Origin of the sequence: Novosphingobium pentaromativorans US6-1 (assembly GCF_000767465.1) — a bacterium.
GTDB classification, from domain to species: domain Bacteria; phylum Pseudomonadota; class Alphaproteobacteria; order Sphingomonadales; family Sphingomonadaceae; genus Novosphingobium; species Novosphingobium pentaromativorans.
The window spans coordinates 3,942,484-3,959,671 of sequence record NZ_CP009291.1 but is presented as its reverse complement, the minus strand read 5'-3'; the positions used below and the strand labels follow the sequence as shown (position 1 = coordinate 3,959,671).

General features: G+C 65.9%; 11 protein-coding genes. 2 read left to right on the top strand and 9 right to left on the bottom strand.

Annotated features, from left to right (window positions below; all coding sequences use genetic code 11):
* The first annotated feature begins 9 nt into the window (after positions 1-9).
* Entirely contained in the window at positions 10-1,116 is a 1,107-nt protein-coding gene (locus JI59_RS18705; RefSeq protein WP_038576616.1) for an NAD-dependent epimerase/dehydratase family protein, read from the top strand.
* Between the two features lie 87 nt (positions 1,117-1,203).
* Here JI59_RS18705 and JI59_RS18700 read toward each other — a convergent pair whose 3' ends face one another.
* From JI59_RS18700 to JI59_RS18680, 5 genes are all read right to left on the bottom strand, one after another.
* A complete protein-coding gene (locus JI59_RS18700) occupies positions 1,204-1,401 on the bottom strand; it encodes a hypothetical protein (RefSeq protein ID WP_007011081.1) in 198 nt (65 codons plus the stop codon).
* Between the two features lie 80 nt (positions 1,402-1,481).
* Positions 1,482-5,120: an error-prone DNA polymerase gene (locus JI59_RS18695; RefSeq protein WP_007011082.1), complete on the bottom strand. Its 3,639-nt coding sequence runs from the start codon at positions 5,118-5,120 to the stop codon at positions 1,482-1,484.
* Between the two features lie 10 nt (positions 5,121-5,130).
* Positions 5,131-6,717, bottom strand: coding sequence for a DUF6504 family protein (locus tag JI59_RS18690; RefSeq protein WP_007011083.1), 1,587 nt, complete (start codon positions 6,715-6,717; stop codon positions 5,131-5,133).
* On the bottom strand, positions 6,689-7,441 hold the full coding sequence (locus JI59_RS18685) for a hypothetical protein (protein WP_007011084.1): 753 nt from the start codon (positions 7,439-7,441) through the stop codon (positions 6,689-6,691). The genes JI59_RS18690 and JI59_RS18685 overlap by 29 nt, the downstream gene beginning before the upstream one ends.
* A 255-nt stretch (positions 7,442-7,696) precedes the next feature.
* The gene (locus JI59_RS18680) at positions 7,697-9,244 is read right to left on the bottom strand and encodes an amino acid permease (RefSeq protein WP_007011085.1); all 1,548 of its coding nucleotides are present in this window, start codon (positions 9,242-9,244) and stop codon (positions 7,697-7,699) included.
* Positions 9,245-9,431: 187 nt separating this feature from the next.
* Between JI59_RS18680 and panB the strand changes: the two genes are divergently transcribed.
* Positions 9,432-10,310, top strand: a complete 879-nt coding sequence (gene panB / locus JI59_RS18675; RefSeq protein ID WP_007011086.1) for a 3-methyl-2-oxobutanoate hydroxymethyltransferase — start codon at positions 9,432-9,434, stop codon at positions 10,308-10,310.
* 28 nt (positions 10,311-10,338) lie between these two features.
* Here the strand turns inward: panB and JI59_RS18670 are convergent, their stop codons facing one another.
* The 4 genes from JI59_RS18670 to JI59_RS18655 are packed head-to-tail and all read right to left on the bottom strand — an operon-like array spanning position 10,339 to position 17,045.
* A complete protein-coding gene (locus tag JI59_RS18670; protein ID WP_239000574.1) occupies positions 10,339-12,195 on the bottom strand; it encodes a tetratricopeptide repeat protein in 1,857 nt (618 codons plus the stop codon).
* Positions 12,161-13,537 (bottom strand): PEP-CTERM-box response regulator transcription factor, encoded by a 1,377-nt coding sequence (prsR, locus tag JI59_RS18665; RefSeq protein WP_038576613.1) that lies wholly within the window; start codon positions 13,535-13,537, stop codon positions 12,161-12,163. The genes JI59_RS18670 and prsR overlap by 35 nt, the downstream gene beginning before the upstream one ends.
* On the bottom strand, positions 13,537-15,660 hold the full coding sequence (gene prsK / locus JI59_RS18660; protein WP_007011089.1) for an XrtA/PEP-CTERM system histidine kinase PrsK: 2,124 nt from the start codon (positions 15,658-15,660) through the stop codon (positions 13,537-13,539). The genes prsR and prsK overlap by 1 nt, the downstream gene beginning before the upstream one ends.
* Positions 15,660-17,045 carry a TIGR03013 family XrtA/PEP-CTERM system glycosyltransferase gene (locus JI59_RS18655; RefSeq protein ID WP_007011090.1) on the bottom strand — a complete coding sequence of 462 codons (1,386 nt, stop codon included), beginning with the start codon at positions 17,043-17,045 and terminating at the stop codon, positions 15,660-15,662. Before JI59_RS18655 ends, prsK begins: the two co-directional genes overlap by 1 nt.
* Between the last annotated feature and the right edge of the window lie 143 nt (positions 17,046-17,188).

The window sequence follows — 17,188 nt, the reverse complement described above, 5'->3', positions numbered from 1 at the left end:
GAAGTATCAATGACAACCAACGACGCGAGTGGAAACAGGCCATCTGCCGTGCTTACCGGAGCCTTCGGCGAGGTTGGAGGCTGGCTTATCGGCGAATTGATCGGCCAGGGCTTCAGGGTCACCTGCTTCGATATTCCCTCCGATGCATCCCGCCAGAAGGAGCAGGTTCTGCGCAAGACGCATGCGTTCGATACGGTCTGGGGCGATCTGACCCGCGAAGAAGACGTTCGCGCGCTCATCGGCAAGGTTCGGCCCGACGTGGTCGTCCATGCCGCTGCGATCATTCCCCCGGCCACCTTTCGCCTTCCTGACCTCGCCGAGGCAGTCAACGTCGGTGGAACCCGCGCACTGATCGAGGCGTGCAAGAGCGAAGTTCCCCGCGCGCGCTTCGTGCTGGTCTCCAGCTATTCGGTTCACGGCCCCAGCAATCCACATCGCAATCCGGCGCCCTGGGACGGGGCGACCCCGCTCAACCCGCAGGACGATTACGCCAGGCAGAAAGTCGAGGCTGAGGGGATCGTCCGCGCCTCCGGTCTCGAACATGTTATCGTCCGACTCTGCGCGGTCTTTCCCATCGAGCGGGGTGGCTTCAACCCCGACGTCCTGCGTTTCACCTTCCTGCTCCCTTACAACCGGCGCGAACACGCCGTCGACGTCAGGGACGCCGCACTCGCGATCGCGAAGGCGGCCAGCGTCCCCGAAGCCGCCGGTGGCACTTTCGACATCGGCGGAGGTGAGGGATGGTCCGGCATCGGAGGCGAGATGCTGAACCGGTTGAACGAGAGCTTCGGCCTTGCGCCTCTGCCGCGCGAGGCATTTCGCGCGCCGGACCCGGAATCCGACCAGAGCTGGTATTATGAAAACTGGGTCGACACCGCAGCCAGCGAACAAGTCCTGCGTTACCAGCGCACGTCCTTCGCCGAATTTCTGAAAGAACGCAGGCGCCGCGCGGGGTTCTCGAAGTACGTCATCGCGCTCATGCGCGGTCGGATCAAACGCAAGCTGCTCAAGCTCTCGCCGTTCTACGAGCCTCGCGCAGGCGTCGACAGCGCGTCCTTCGAGCAGGCCGCGAAGCGGGTTCTGGGGCCCGATGCTCCCCGCCAGGACGATCGCTAGGCACCTGAAATCGCATTTCGCGTCCCCATCCCAGTGATGCGGACGGCGACGGGGCGGCCGGATCGATTTCGGCGCCCCGCTTGCGCCTCAGTCCATCATCGCGAACAGTGCCCAGGACAACGCCGTAGCCGCGATGAACAGCGGCCAGGACCAGTAGAAGCTGTGGCCCTCGATGTAGGTGTGCTGGATCGACAGCATGCCGCCCTGCGACCCGTTCGAGCCGATGATCAAAGACACGACCCAGGTCAGCAGAAAACCGGGAATAAGGCCCTTGAGGAATGTCATGGTGACTACCTGATTGATGTTCGACTGCAGCGGCAGTCTGACAGCGAATGGTTAAGATCCCGCTTCGCCGCCGTTTTCCCTCAGTGGAAGTCGCGTGACTTCGGGATCAGGCGTACATCGCGGGGATGCCCCCGGGGATAGCCGCAGTCGCGGTTCCCGGGCCCCGGCGGCTGCCACGGTTCTGCCGGCTCGAACGGCGCATCCTGCTCCTTCACCCCCAGTTGCTGCGCGCGGCCGGGCAGCGGATTGTTCACGTGATCGGCGCGGGCGATGGTGGCGGGCAGCAGGTCTTCGGAAAGGCGGTGGAGGTCGTGCGTCGCATCGGCAAGGTGCGCGGCGATCACGTGGATCACCTCGTCGTCGTATTCGACGCGCCCGCGCACTTCCATCAGCCGCGAGCCCATGATGACCTTGCGCTGGCGCTCCATGAGATCCGGCCAGACGACGACATTGGCGACGCCGGTCTCGTCCTCCAGCGTGATGAAGCACACCCCCTTGGCACTGCCCGGCCGCTGGCGGATGAGCACGACGCCCGCGACCTGCACCATCGCGCGATACTTGCGCGCCCGCAGGTCCGCCGCCCGCACGAAGCCGCGTTCGGCCAGCGAGGCGCGCAGGAATGCCACGGGATGGGCCTTGAGCGACAGGCGCTGGGTCTGGTAGTCGGCCACCACTTCCTCGCTCAGCGGCATCTGCGGCAGGCGCGTGGCGGCTTTCTCGGCCCCCTCGTCGCGCGCGGCGGCGGCGGCGAAAAGCGGCAGGTCGGGCGCGGCGATCAGGCTGCGCGCATCCCACAGGGCCTGACGCCGCGACAGCGCCAGCGAGCCGAAGGCATCGGCCGAGGCAAGCCGTTCGACCAGCGCCGGGGATAGCCCCGCCCGCTCCCGCAAGGCCCCGACATCGGCGAAAGCCCCCTGCTCCTCCCGTGCCGCGACAAGGCGGGCAGCGGCGTGTTCGGGAAAGCCGTCGATCTGGCGCAAACCAAGGCGAAGCGCGATGTGCCGGTCCAACCGGCCCCGATCGTCGGCCCACCCCGCTGCGGCCAAATTCGCCTGCTGCTCACCAGGCCTCGCCCCCCTCTCTCCAGCGGGGTGGGCATCGGCCCCCACCACTTCCAGCGTGCAGTCCCAGTCCGAATGATTGACGTCGGCGGGCAGCACCCTGACGCCGTGCTCGCGCGCATCCCGCACGATCTGTGCCGGGGCATAGAAGCCCATCGGCTGCGAATTCAGCAAGGCGCAGGCGAAGGCCCCCGGGAAGTGGCACTTGAGCCAGCTCGACACGTAGACGAGGTGGGCGAAGCTCGCCGCGTGACTTTCGGGGAAGCCATATTCGCCGAAGCCCTTGATCTGGTTGAAGCAACGCTCGGAGAAATCGGGATCGTAGCCGCGCGCGATCATCCGGCCGACCATCATGTCCTGCAGTTCCGAAACCATCCCGCGCGACCGGAACGTCGCCATCGCCTTCCTCAGCCGGTTCGCCTCGGCGCTGGTAAACTGCGCGGCATCGAGCGCGATCTTCATCGCCTGCTCCTGGAAGATCGGCACGCCCAGCGTACGCGCGAGGATCGAGGACAACTCGTCGGGCGGACCGTGCTCGGGCCCCGGCGCCGGGATCGCCACGGCCTCCTCGCCGCGGCGGCGCTTGAGGTAGGGGTGGACCATGTCGCCCTGGATCGGTCCGGGCCGCACGATCGCCACCTGGATGACCAGATCGTAGAACTCGCGCGGCTTGAGGCGCGGCAGCATGTTCATCTGCGCCCGGCTTTCGACCTGGAACACGCCGAGCGAATCCCCGCGGCGCAGCATCGCGTAAGTCTCCGGATCCTCGCGCGGGACAGTGGCCAGGGTCAGCGGTCTTTCATGATGCTTTTCAAGAAGATCGAGGCACTTCCTGATACAGGTCAGCATCCCCAGAGCCAAGACGTCTACCTTGAGGATGCCCAATGCCTCGATGTCGTCCTTGTCCCATTCGATGAAACTGCGCTCGGGCATGGCGCCATTGCCGATCGGCACGGTTTCGGTCAGCGGTCCCTGCGTGAGGATGAAACCGCCGACGTGCTGCGAGAGATGCCGGGGCATGCCGATCATCTGCTCGGTCAACTTCAGAACGCGTCTGAGGTGCGGATCGGTCAGGTCCATGCCCGTCTCGCGGACATGCTTCTCGCCGATCTCCTTGCCGTAGCCGCCCCACACGGTGCGGGCGAGCGCGCTGGTCACGTCCTCGGACAGGCCCATGGCCTTGCCCACCTCGCGGATCGCCATGCGCGGGCGGTAGTGGATCACCGTCGCGCACAGCCCTGCCCGGTGGCGGCCATAGCGGCGGTAGATGTACTGGATCACTTCCTCGCGCCGCTCGTGCTCGAAATCGACGTCGATATCGGGCGGCTCCTTGCGCTCCTCGGAAATGAAGCGGTCGAACAGGAGGGCATGCCTGGCCGGATCGACAGCGGTAATCTCCAGGCAATAGCACACTGCCGAATTGGCCGCCGAACCGCGCCCCTGGCACAAGATCGGCGGATTCTGATTTCTTGCGAAATCAACGATATCCTTGATGGTCAGGAAGTACCTTGCGAGGTTGAGCTTGCCGATCAGCGCCAGTTCGCGCGCCAGGGTCTCGCGCACGCCTTCGGGCACGCCCGAGGGATAGCGCCGCACCGCGCCCTCCCATGTCAGCCTGTCGAGATGCGCCTGCGGATCGAGGCCGCCGGGGCAGATCTCCTCGGGATATTCGTACTGCAGTTCCTCGAGGCTGAAAGTGCAGGCATCGGCCAGTTCGCGCGCCGCCGTGACGGCATGCGGCCAGCGATCGAACAGGCGCACCATCTCTTCGGGCGATTTCAGGTGGCGTTCGGCATTGGCTTCGAGCGCCCATCCCGCCCGGGCCACGGTCGTCCTGTGGCGAATGGCGGTCATGACGTCCTGCAACGGCCGCCGCTCGGGCATGTGATAGAGCACGTCGTTGGTGGCAAGGATAGACAGGCCATGGGCCTGCGCCATGACGTCAAGCGCCTCGATCCGGGCAATGTCGTCCCCTTTGTGAAAGCGGCAGGCCGCCAGGTGCCGCAGGCCCGGCAGGCGCGCGACCAGATGCGGCAGGAGGACGCAAAGCGGGCCGGCCATCTGCCGCCCGCCATCCCGGTCCGGGCCGAAACCGCACTTCTCCCGATCCTCCTCTTCCTCCTCTGCGGGACGGGGAAAAACGACCACATTGCTTTCCACCGCGATCGTGAGCTGCATGTCCAGATCGCGCGGCGGCACCAGCACGAGATGCACGCCCTGCGCATGGGCGGCGAGCATCTCCAGCGAGATCTCGCACACGCCCTTCTCCTGCCACTGGCCCGAGAGCGTGCCCATGCGCCCTGCGGAAATCAGCTGGCAGAGACGTCCATAACCGGCGCGGTCGGCGGGGTAGGCAAGGAACACCAGCCCTTCGACCGTCTCGATACGGCAACCGATGACGGGCCGCAGCCTGAGCGTATGCGCCTCGGTGTGCAGGCGCACGACGCCCGCCATCGAATTGACGTCGGCAATCCCGAGCGCATCGTAGCCCAGCCTGTAGGCCTCGCTGACCAGATCCGCCGCATCAGAAGCCCCGCGCAGGAACGAAAAGCAGCTTGCCACCCCCAGCTCGACGAAAGGCGCACGCCGGGGCGGCACGACGCTGCCCGGGTCGATCTCGATGCGATGGCGCTCTGGCGTCAGCGGGGCTTCGGGCATGGCGGCGGTCCTAGGCGCAGATGCCCTGGAGGAACCATGCCGGCGTGCCGCCGCGCCCGTCGCCGACCACGCCGCTGCGGTAGATCCAGTAGCGTCGTCCCTGTCCGTCCTCGATGCGGTAATAGTCGCGCAGGCGTGCCGTCCCGCGTTCACGCCACCATTCGGGCGCAATGCGTTCAGGACCTTCGGCGCGAGCGATCTCGTGGACCTGCCCCCGCCAGCGGAACCGCTTGGGCAAGCCGTCCGGGGTCTCGTAAATCACCGCGATCTGTTCGGGCCGATCCAGCATTTTCAATGGCCTGAAGTAGAAATCGAAAGCTCCCTGCGAAGAGGTTTCGCGCTCCAGCGGCCCCTGCCAGCGCTGTGCCCGTTCGGGCAAGTGACTGGCGCGCGGCACCGGGCGGCGCACGGCCTCCTCGCCGAGCCGCACCGAGAGCCGGTCGATACAGGCGGCAAGGCTGGTGCCATGGGCTTCTGCCGCCGCCTCGAAATCCTGCTGGGACAAGGCCAGCGGCTCGCACCAGGGCGCGCGCATGCGGACCAGTTCGATGCCGAAGCCTGCGTCGAGCCCTTCCAGCTTGCGCCCGTAGAGACCGGCGATGTGTTCGGCCTCGCGGCTTGGCGCGGCCAGTTCGAGACGGCGCACCAGGACTTCGCCGTCGACTTTCCACAGCCCCAGCTCAAGCCGGCGCGCGCCCAGCGCTTCCCCCTCGAGCTGGCGGGCCATGTCCTGCGCCAGGTCGGCAACGACACGGTCGAGCAGGTCGCGGTGGCGGATCGGCTCCATCAACCGGCGCTGCACCAGCGGCGCATGGACGACGGTGACCGGCAGCAGCGGTTCGGGCACACGGCCCAGCAACTGATCCATGCGCAGCAGCGGATTGGCGGCAGCCGAGCGGCGATTGCGGAACCGGCGCGAAAGTGCATCGCGCGCCACCCCGCCCAGGTCGCCAAGGCGCTTGAGGCCAAGACGGCGCAGCACCGTGAGCACGTCGTCGTCAAGCCGCAGCGCCGCGACCGGCAAGCCGGACAGGCGCGCGGCGGGATCGTCGTCGGGATGCAGGATCGCCCCGTCCGGACCATGATGCGCCAGCGCCCAGGCCGCCCCGGCGGTCGGCGCGAGAGCCAGGCGCACCGACAGCCGGCGCCGGGCGAAAGCGGCCCGGGCATCGGCCAGCAGTGCCGCCTCGCCGCCGAACAGGTGGGCGACGCCGGTAACGTCGATGAGGAGCCCGTCAGGCGGATCGAGCGCGCTCCACGGCCCCCAGCGCATGGCCCAGGCGGCCAGGTTTTCAAGAAAGGCGAGATCGCCCGCCGGGTCCGAAGGCGCGACGGCGAGTTGCGGGCAGAGCGTGCGGGCATCGGCCAGCATCGCGCCCGGCTGGGCCCCGCCGTTCAATCCCGCATCATTCACCGCGGCAAGGCGCGGCCCATGCGCGGTCTCCGCGATCAACGCCAGCGGCTGTGCATCGGCGCCCTCGCCCGCCGCCAGCCCCTCGGCCAGCCGCCAGCGGTCGAGCGCAAGCTGCCTCAGCCAGATGGCGAGGATCCGGCGGGGCGGGGCGGCATTACCCGCGAGCTTGGACCGGCTGGGCATGGTGGGACGAAAAGCGGGATGGAGCGATGGTCGCGATGCCCCCTGCCCGTTCGGCCACCAACCGGCCGTCATCCCGCAGCACCCAGGTTCCCGGGGGATGGCGACGGGCGCGGAACAGTTCGGCCTGCCAGCTCGGCACGCCGGGCGCCTGCGGGTTCCAGCGCGGTGACGGCGAGGCGCAGGACTGCGCGCGCCAGCGCATGCGGGCGGAGGACAGGTCGGCACTTGCATCGAGACGGACCAGCCAGAGCGGCACGCCATGACGCTCGGCAGCAAGGCTGAGACGGCGCGAGGCGGTAAAGTCGAGCGCGCGGGGATTGCCGGTCACTTCGCCGAGAACGAAAGCGAAGTCGCGGCAGCGCAGCCCTTCCTCCAGCGCGAAGAGCGCATCTTCTGCGCTGCGGGCGGCGACATGGACGAGACGATGGCGCAAGGCGCGCGGCAGGCCGGGAAGATAGGGCCGGCCACTGCGCCGGAGCGCCTCGCGGTCCTGCACCCAGAGCCACATGCGATCCTCCTGCGCCTGGGCAGACGCCCCATCGGCGGACCGGGCGGCCATGCGGTCGAGCGCAAGGGCCAGGGCCAGGGCGGCACCGGCGCCTTCATTGCCCGCGGCGAACACCTCGCCATGGGGGACATCCCCGGAGACCAGGCCGGGACACCATGCATCGACCTGCCTTGCAGTGAGGCTGGCGGCAGTGGGAATGGAACTGATTTCGACCATCGAATCGCACCGGGAGCAAATAATGTTCTTATTATGTTCTCATTTGCCGGAGCTGGCAATGGTGCGGGTGTGGACAGCACTGGGGACAAGCCGGGGGATGATCGGGGCAAAACCGGGGCAAAAGCCCGGCACAACCCGGGATAACTTCCCGGCACAGCGAGCGGCAAGCGCGAGGATGGAAAGCATTCGCCTCCTCGCGCGAAAAGAAAAGGGGAGCCAAAGCCCCCCCTTTCCCTCAATCCGCGATCAGACGCATTAAAGCGGCGGAACCGGCTGCGGCGGCGCGTCGGGATCTTCCTCGTGCACCTCGATCCTGCCGAGGCCCACGTGGCTCTTGCGATAGCCGTAGGAGAAATAGACCACGAGACCGATGCCACCCCAGACCGGCAGCACCATCTTCGCCTCGAACGGCAGGTTGAAGAACAGGCCAAGGCAGCCCAGCACCGCGATCGGCGCGACCACCCACACCAGCGGGGTGCGGAACGGACGATGCCGGTCAGGCTGGGTCTTGCGCAGGATCATCACCGCCAGAGCGACCATGAAGAACGCGAAGAGCGTGCCCGAGTTCGAAATGTCGGCCAGCTGACCGACCGGCAGGAAGGCCGCGAAGAAGGCCACCGCAACGCCGGTGATCATCGTCACGATGTGCGGGGTCTTCCAGCGCGGATGGATCGACGCGAGCTTCTCGGGCAGCAGGCCGTCGCGGGCCATGACGAAGAAGATGCGGGTCTGGCCGAAGAGCATGATCAGGATGACCGAAGGCAGCGCCAGGAAGGCGGCCACGCCGATAAGGTCACCGATGCGTTCCCAGCCGATCGAGCGCAGAACATGCGCCAGCGCCTCGCGCGAGCAGACCAGCGGCTCGATCGTGCTGGCGGCAATCGCCTGGCACTGCGAGGCCAGCTCGGGCGTGCCGGGTGCAAGGATCTCGCCATTGGGACCGTTGACCGGCTGCGCGCCCAGTGCACCGATCGCACCCGCGGCCACCAGCAGGTAGAACACCGTACAGATGCCCAGGCTGCCGATCAGGCCGATCGGCACGTTGCGTTGCGGGTCCTTGGTCTCCTCGGCCGCAGTCGAAACCGCGTCGAAGCCGACATAGGCGAAGAAGATCGAGGCGGCCGCACCGACCGCGCCCAGACCTGCGCCATGGCCGTTGCCGAACCAGCCGTTGGGCATGAACGGTTCGAAATTGGCGCCCTTCATCACCGGGATCGTCAGGACGATGAAAACCGTCAGCGCCGTCACCTTGATGCCGACGAGGATCGCATTGACCCGCGCGCTTTCGGTCGTGCCGATCATCAGCAGCAGCGTCACCAGCAGCGCAATGACAAGCGCCGGCAGGTTGACGATGCCGCCGGCATAGGGACCGACGATCAGCGCATTGGGCAGCTCGATTCCCCAACTGTGCAGCAGGCCCACGAAATAGCCCGACCAGCCGACCGAGACAGCGCTGGCGGCGACGGCATATTCGAGAATGAGCGCCCAGCCCACCATCCAGGCCAGCAGTTCGCCCATCACCGCATAAGTATACGTATAAGCCGAGCCCGAAACCGGCACCATAGAGGCGATCTCGGAATAGCAGAGCGCCGCCACGCCGCACACGACGGCAGCGATGACGAAAGCCCACATCATCCCGGGCCCCGCTTTCTGCGCGGCCTCCGACGTAAGCACGAAGATACCGGTGCCGATGATGGCGCCGACACCCAGAAGTGTAAGCTGGATGGCACCCAGCGAACGATGTAATGATTTTTTCTCAGCCGTCGCCAGAATGGCGTCTAACGGCTTTACGCGACCGAACATTGCGGTGAACCCCCGGATTTTCCATGGATGGCGCGAAGCTAGCGACATGCTATCGCTTGGCAAGAGCGAAGCGTCTTGGACCTGTTGATTTGTCACGTTACAGTCAAGTCACGGGTCCACGCTGACCGGTACTTCGCTCATGCAAGTCTCTTTGCCAGACTCGCGTCCGGAGGCTAGAAGCCCTTGCATGTCCACGACCTTCCAGATCGACACCGCGACCAGTCGCGCCACGCCAACCCCCGCGCCGATGAAACGGCTGACGATCCCGGCGATCCGCCGCCGCAAGAAAGACGGCGTGACCGAAGAGCCGATCGTGATGTTGACCGCCTATACCGCGCGCCAGGCGCAATTGCTTGACGCTCACTGCGACCTGTTGTTGGTCGGCGACAGCCTCGGCCAGGTCATTTACGGATTGCCCTCCAGCGTGCCGGTGACACTCGACATGATGGCCGCCCACGGTGCCGCGGTCGTGCGCGGCAGCTATCATGCCGCCGTGATCGTCGACATGCCTTTCGGCACTTACGAACAGTCGCCCCAGCAGGCCTTCGAAAGCGCATCGCGCCTGCTCAAGGAAACCGGCTGTGCGGGCGTGAAGCTCGAAGGCGGCGAAGCCATGGCCGAGACAGTCGAATTCCTGTCCAATCGCGGCATCCCGGTGATGGGCCACATCGGGCTGACCCCGCAGGCGGTGAACGTGCTGGGCGGCTACAACGCCCGCGGACGCAGCGACGCGGAAGCTGCGAAGATCGTGAACGACGCCAAGGCGCTCGACGATGCGGGCGCGTTCGCCATCGTCATCGAAGGCGTGGTCGAACCCATTGCCATCGAGGCTACCAAGGCGATCAGCTGTCCCAGCATCGGCATCGGCGGTTCGGCCGAGTGCGACGGGCAGGTCCTCGTCACCGAGGACATGTGCGGCATGTTCGAACGCGTCCCCCGCTTCGTGAAGCGTTATGCCGACATCGCGGGCCTGATCTCGGGCGCTGCCGAGCAATACGCGCAGGAAGTGCGCGCCCGCACGTTCCCCGGCATCGAGCAGACCTACCAGCCCAAGAAGCCCGCCTGACGCGGATTCCTTACCGGCCAGCTCTCCCCTAACCCTCGTCCGGCGTCGACAGCTTGCGCCGCGCGGCGGCTATGAGCGGCGTGTTGCCGAGCATTGCTTGCGCCTTGTCGAGCAGGGCCGTTGCCGTCCCTGCATTGCGCCCGCTCAACGCATAGCTATAGGCAAGTGCCTGCGTAGCGACGGGGCTGGAGCGCTGCAGGCGATAGGCCGTGCGGGCATCGGCCTGGGCAGCCTCGACATCCCCGGTGTCCGCCTCGATCAAAGCAAGATCGCACAACAGCTGGACGTCGCGCGCGCCGCCATTGTCTCGCAGCCACTTGAGGATGGCGAGCGCCCTTCCGGTATCGCCCTGCGACACGGCCAATCGCGCGGCGGCGCGCAGGGCTTCGCGGTTGGTTGGACTTTCCCGCAGGTAACCTTCCACAAGCTGCTGCGCGCCGCGCATGTCGTGCGCCATCACATAGGCCTCGAAGCGCCGGGCGAAGAGATTGGGGAACATGCGAATCTGCGCCGCTGCACTATAGCGCGCCTGTGCTGCCTGCGGCCTGCCAAGCGCAAGCTGGACGTCGCCGGCAAGCGAGAGGTTGTCGAAAAAGCCCGGATCGCGGCGCTGCGCCGCTTCGGCCTGCGCTTCGGCCGCCGGCGCTTCCCCGCGGGCCAGCATCGCGCCAATTCCATTGCCCCCTGGAAGCACACGCAGCGCCGCTGTCTGCGGCCTTGCCGCAAGGTCCAGCAGTTCTCCGGCGCGCTGGCGATCCCCCAGAGCCTCGTAAGCGCGCGCGACCACGGTCAGAAGGTAAGGCGAGGCATCGGCGCGGCCGATCTGGTCACGAAAGCGCAAGGTCACGTAGCGGTATTCGCCGCTCAGGTAGATCGACCGGGCGAGCAGTTCCTGTGCCTGCCGATCGTCGGGCCGCATTCGCAAGACCTGTTCGAAAAGTTCCGAGGCCGCCGCCGGATTGCCCACGCCAAGCTCGCTCACCCCGCGCAGCAACAATACGCCCGGCTGCCGGTCCAGCTGATTACCGGTATGCGCAAGCAGACTGCGCGCCAGCTCGTATTTTCCGGCACGCGCTGCCAGGACTGCCTGAAGGTAATACGCGCGCGGGTGCCCCGGGCTGAGCTTGAGCACCTGCCGGGTCAGGACGAGGCTATCGCTCGCCCGTCCAAGATCTCCCAGCGTAGCTGCATTTTCGAGCAGCACCGGCACGTCGTCCGGCGCCTGCTGGAGCGCCTTCTCGAACCAAGGAAGCGCTGCAAGCAGGCCATGACGGTCCCGGGCAAGCTGGCCGCGAAACTCAAGCGCCCGGACATTCGCGGGATCGAGCTGCAGGGCATGTTCTGCCGCACTTATGGCCAGCCGGTGTTGACCGCTGGCATATCGCAGGCGACCGATCTCGACCCACAGCCCGGCATCGTCGGGCAAGATGGCAAGGGCTCTTTCGAAGGCCTTGCCTGCAGCCGCGTAATCGCCGTCCCCCCATTCCAGCCGGGCGAGCGCGCGCCATCCCTCGGCAGCGCTTTGCGGCGTGAACGTGCCCGGGGCGAGCCATTCGCGTGCCTTCTGCCGGTTCCCCTGCGCAAGGTAGGCCTCGCCCATGTAGGCCGCGACGTCCGTGCGACTCGCGCCGCGATCCAGCGCAGCGCGCAGCTTCGCCTCGCCGTCGATCCCGTCGCCGCGGGCAAGAGCGCCACGCGCCTCCTCGATCAGCGCAGCAGCCGGACTGTCCTCCCCCCATCCCGGCGTCGCCATTAGGACAAGCGGCAAGGCGAGCAGGAGCGGCAGCAGCAGCGCAAGCACCGCCCGCTGCCAGCCTCCTGTCCCGCGCCGCTTCGCCGCGAGGAACGGTTCAGGCCTGGAGATCGTACTGCTTGAGCAGGTCATAGAGCGTCGGGCGGCTGATCCCGAGCATCTTGGCGGTGCTGGAAATATTCCCTTCGCTGCGGGCAAGCGCATGACGGATCACCTTGCGATCGGCCTGCTCGCGCGCGGACTTGAGGTTAAGCGCGTTGATCACTTCCTCGTCCGGTTCGTTGAGGTCGAGATCGGCTGCCGAAACGAGTTTCTCATCGGCCATGATGACAGCTCGCTTCACGCGGTTTTCCAGCTCGCGCACATTGCCCGGCCAGCTCCATGAATCGATCGCGGCCAGCGCGTCGGAGGCAAAGCCGCGTACGCGCGGGTTCATCTCCTTGGCATAGCGATTGAGGAAGGCCTTCCCAAGCAGCGTCGCATCGCCGGGCCGCTCTGCCAGGCTCGGGATCTTCACGACGATCTCCGCAAGTCGGTAATAGAGATCCTCGCGGAAACGCCCGTCGGTGATCATCGTCTCCAGGTCCTGGTGCGTAGCGCAGACGATGCGGGTGTCGACCGGGATCGACTCGCGCGAGCCGACCCGCTCGACCACGCGCTCCTGCAGGAAGCGCAGCAGCTTGACCTGCAGCTGGAGCGGAATGTCGCCGACCTCGTCAAGAAACAGCGTGCCCCCGCCGGCCTGCTCGATCTTGCCCGGCGTGGTCTTGACCGCCCCGGTGAAGGCCCCCTTCTCGTGCCCGAACAGCTCGCTCTCGAGCAGGTTTTCGGGAATCGCCGCACAGTTGATCGCCACGAACTCACCCTTGGCGCGGTCGCTGGCATCGTGCAGCCCGCGCGCGAGCAGTTCCTTGCCGGTGCCGCTCGCCCCCAGCAGCATGACCGAGACATTGGTATTGGCCACGCGCTCGATCGTGCGGGCGACGCGGATCATTTCCGGTGCGCCGGTGATCATCCGGCCCAATACTTTCTCGTCCTTCTCGACTTTCGCCGCGAGACGGCGGTTTTCCTCCTCCAGCCGGTGAAGCTGCAGGGCGCGGCGCACGATCAGGCCCAGCGCATCGATGTCCACCGGCTTCTGGTAGAAGTCATAGGCTCCGCGCGCGATCGCCTGCAGCGCGGATTCGCGGGCATTGTGGCCGCTGGCGACAATCACCTTGGTATCGGGCTTGAGCGCCATGATCTCATCGAGGACGGCAAAACCCTCACTCACCCCGTCAGGGTCCGGCGGCAGGCCGAGGTCGAGCGTGACGACATCGGGCATTTCCGAGCGCAGCAGCGCCAGCGCCGACTGGCGGTCTCCGGCGATCAGCACGTCGAAGTCCTCATAGGCCCATTTCAGCTGGGCCTGGAGGCCTGCATCGTCCTCCACGATCAGGAGCTTGGGAAGCACCTTGCTACGAGCGTCGGTCATCAGGCTACCCTTTGGTCCTTGTTGGCGATGTTGTCATAGATGTCCTGGGCTGCGGCGAGCGGCACACGCACCACGAAGCGCGAGCCGAGGCCTTCGCGCGATTCCACTTCGAGACGGCCGCGCATCGCGCGCACCAGTTCGCGGGCTTCGAAGGCGCCAATGCCGAAGCCGCCGTTCTTGGTCGATACGAAGGGCTTGAACAGCCGGTTGCGGACGAACTCCGCGCTCATGCCGCAACCGGCATCGAGCACTTCGAAGCGGGCATTGAGGCCGTCCGCACTTACCGCGAGGAAAACCGGGCTGTCGGGGCCACTGGCATCGAGACCGTTCTGGATGAGGTGGACGAGAACCTGCTCGAGAGAATGACGATTGCCGTTCACGATCAGGTCGTGCCTTTCCGCGACGACCACCTGCGGATTGTCCTTGAAGCGCTGGGCGACGGCATCGATCACGTCGAGTACCGGAACCTGTTCCAGCTTCTCCACCGCACCGTTACCGTAGCGCGAAAGGCGGGCAATCAGGGCGTTCAGCTTCTCGGAGGAATTGCGCAGGGTGACGAGCATGTCGTCGCGGAATTCCTTCTTGTGGGCATGAAGCTCGGCATTGCGCGCCAGAAGGCTGAACTGGCTGGCAAGGTTCTTGATGTCGTGCATCACGAAGGCGATGCGGCGGTGGAAGTCCTCGAATCGGCTGGATTCAGCGAGCGCTTCCTGGCTCGAATTCTCGGCAAGATAACTGGCAACCTGCTGGCCGATAACACGCAGGAGGTCGAAGTCTTCCCAGTCGAACTTGCGCACGATCTGCGGCCGCGCCAGCACGACCATGCCGACGAGGCGCTCGTAGTGGACCAGCGGCACCAGCGCCCAGGCACGGCGATCCTCGAGCAACCACTGCGGCACGATGATGCCCGGACTGGTGGAATCGTCACCGGCACGAATGTCGTCGAGATCGGTGATGTAGCCCGTGCGTTCGAAGACCTCGAGCGCGCGCAACGGCATTGCCTCTGCGGGCACTTCGATCTCCGCCCAGTTCCATCGCGAGGCCAGCGTCAATTCGCCTTGCTCGCCCGGCGCAAGCAGGAGACCGGCAGGACTGTCGGTTACATCGGCAATCGACTGGACGACGCGCTCACCCAGCGGCTTGGCTTCAAGACCGCTGCTGCCGATGGTGCGGGTAAAGCGCAGCCATTCCTCGCGATAATCGTAGCGGTGCTGGAAGAAATGCTTGGTCAGGGTAACCTTGAACCAGCCGCGCACGCGGCGCGACGGCAGGACGACCAGCGCAAAGGCACTCGCCAGTGTCAGGAAGGTCAGTTCGATCAGGCGTGCAAAATCGCCTCCGGCATAGGACAGCCACTGCGCCACCGACACCATCGCCACGAGATAGACGCCGATGACGAGCAATGAGAAAGTCTGGAAAGTGACCGCACGCGAAGGCTTGAGGCGCAGTTCGTCGCGGTTGCGCGCGATGGCCAGCAAAAAGGCCCCGGCAATCGCCAGCGCGGCCACTCCGCGGAAGGCCGCAATCTCAAGCGGCCAATCCCCGCCGAGGTAGGCGATCGTGTAGAGGTTGAGGTCGAAGGCCCAGAGAAAGGCGAGGCCGGATGCCGGCCAGCGCAGTCCCGGCCGGGTCTCCCGCGAAGCACCGGCGTAGAGATTGTGCACGAGCACCAGTCCGCCGACCGTCACCAGAAGGCGGAACAGGACATTGGATTCGAACGCGACGCGAAGGAAAGCACCCTCGAACGAGGCCCGCGTCAGCGCCGCATCCACACCAAGGTGCAGAAGTTCGACGAAGGCCAGCGCCAGGATCACCGGACGGATCGGCGCAAGACTGGCGTGACGCCCGTCACTGGCGAAGAAACGGTAGATGACGAAAAGCCAGCCCAGGTTACGGGCACTTTCAGCCAGCGAAGGCAGGAGGACAAGGCGTCCGGTCATCGCCGAGGCGATTGCGAGGCACCACGCCGCCGTCAGGAACAGGGCGACGACGACCGGGCCGCCGACATTGCCGAAGCGCTCACGCCTCGGCCACAGCCAGATCGCAAGGCTCGCCACCGCGATGGCGCCCGAAAGGTCGAGCCCGATGCCCAGAAGCGGCCAGAACTTGTCGCTGCCCGTCATCAGCGCGCTCCCTCATGCCAGAGGACGACGCGCAAGGTCTGGAGTATGATCAGCAGGTCGAGGAACGGCGTGTAGTTCTTCGCGTAGTAGAGATCGTATTCCAGCTTGTTGCGCGAATCCTCGATCGAGGCGCCGTAGGGATAATTGATCTGAGCCCAACCGGTGATGCCGGGCTTCACCATGTGACGCTCGGCATAGAAGGGGAGCTGCTCCTCGAGATCGGCGACGAATTCGGGGCGTTCGGGGCGCGGGCCGACGAAGCTCATCTCGCCCTTGAGGACGGTCCAGGCCTGCGGCAGTTCGTCGATGCGGGTCAGGCGGATGAACTTGCCCACGCGGGTGACGCGCGGATCGTCCTTGGAGGCCCACTGGGCGCCCGCCGCCTCGGCATCCGTGCGCATAGAGCGCAGCTTGATGACGTTGAACGACTGGCCGAACAGGCCGACGCGCGACTGGCGGTAAAAGGCCGGTCCCTTGCTGTCGATCTTCACGATTATCGCGAAGAGCACGATCACCGGCGCCGTCAGCGTCAGCAGCAGGGCGCTGGCGCCGATGTCGAACAGGCGCTTGGCCGCACTGGAGATCATCCGGCCCGAAGAGAAGCCGTCCGAAAAGATCAGCCAGCTCGGATTGACCGTATCGAGATCGACGCGCCCGGTCTCGCGCTCGAGGAAACTGGAGAACTCGTTGACGTGAACGCCCGCAGTCTTGATCCGCAGCAGGTCCTTGAGCGGCAGGGCATTGCGCCGTTCCTCCAGCGCCAGCACGACTTCGCTCACCCCCAGGTTCTCGACGTAGCGGGTGAGATTGTGGATGGCGCCGCGGGCGATGGCTTCCTCGACGACGGGATGCGCCTCGCTCATGGCAATGTAGCCGACGATGACAAAGCCGCTCTCCGGGCGCTCGCCCAGTTGGCGCAGGCGCTGGGCGCGGGCCCCTGCCCCTAGGACGAGAACGCGGCGTCGAAAGGCCGAAGTACCGAGGATACCGCTCAGAAGCAGGCGGTTGAGAATCAGCAGCAGGATCGCAATGCCCATCGAATAGGCCAATGTCGAACGCCAGAAATGCTGTCCGGCCGCCAGGAAATCGACGAAGGATAGCGCGATCACGCCCAGCGAGATCGCCACCAGCAGGCGCGCGGCAGCAAAGCGCATCGAGCGCAGGGCATCGGTGCCGTAGACTCCCACCGAGATCATCGAAAGCACGAGGACTGCAGCGAATGCGCCGTGCGGCAGCAGGCGATCGCCGAAGTCTCCGGCGTCCATACCGATCTGTCCTGCGCGCACACGCCACGAAATTTCATTCGCGCTGACAAGCAGCGCGACATCGACGAGCCAGAGCAGCACGACGGAATGCGGGATGTAATGTTTAAAAAGACGAATCATCGTCGCATCGAACCACTCTCAAAGGCCGAACGGGGGGCTTCGAGAGCCTTGACTAAGGCAAAGGCGTAAAATGTCGGTAAAACTGACAGTGGCCGACAATCGAATGCACGTCGGCGGCGCCGAGTTTCTTGCAATTTCTCGAT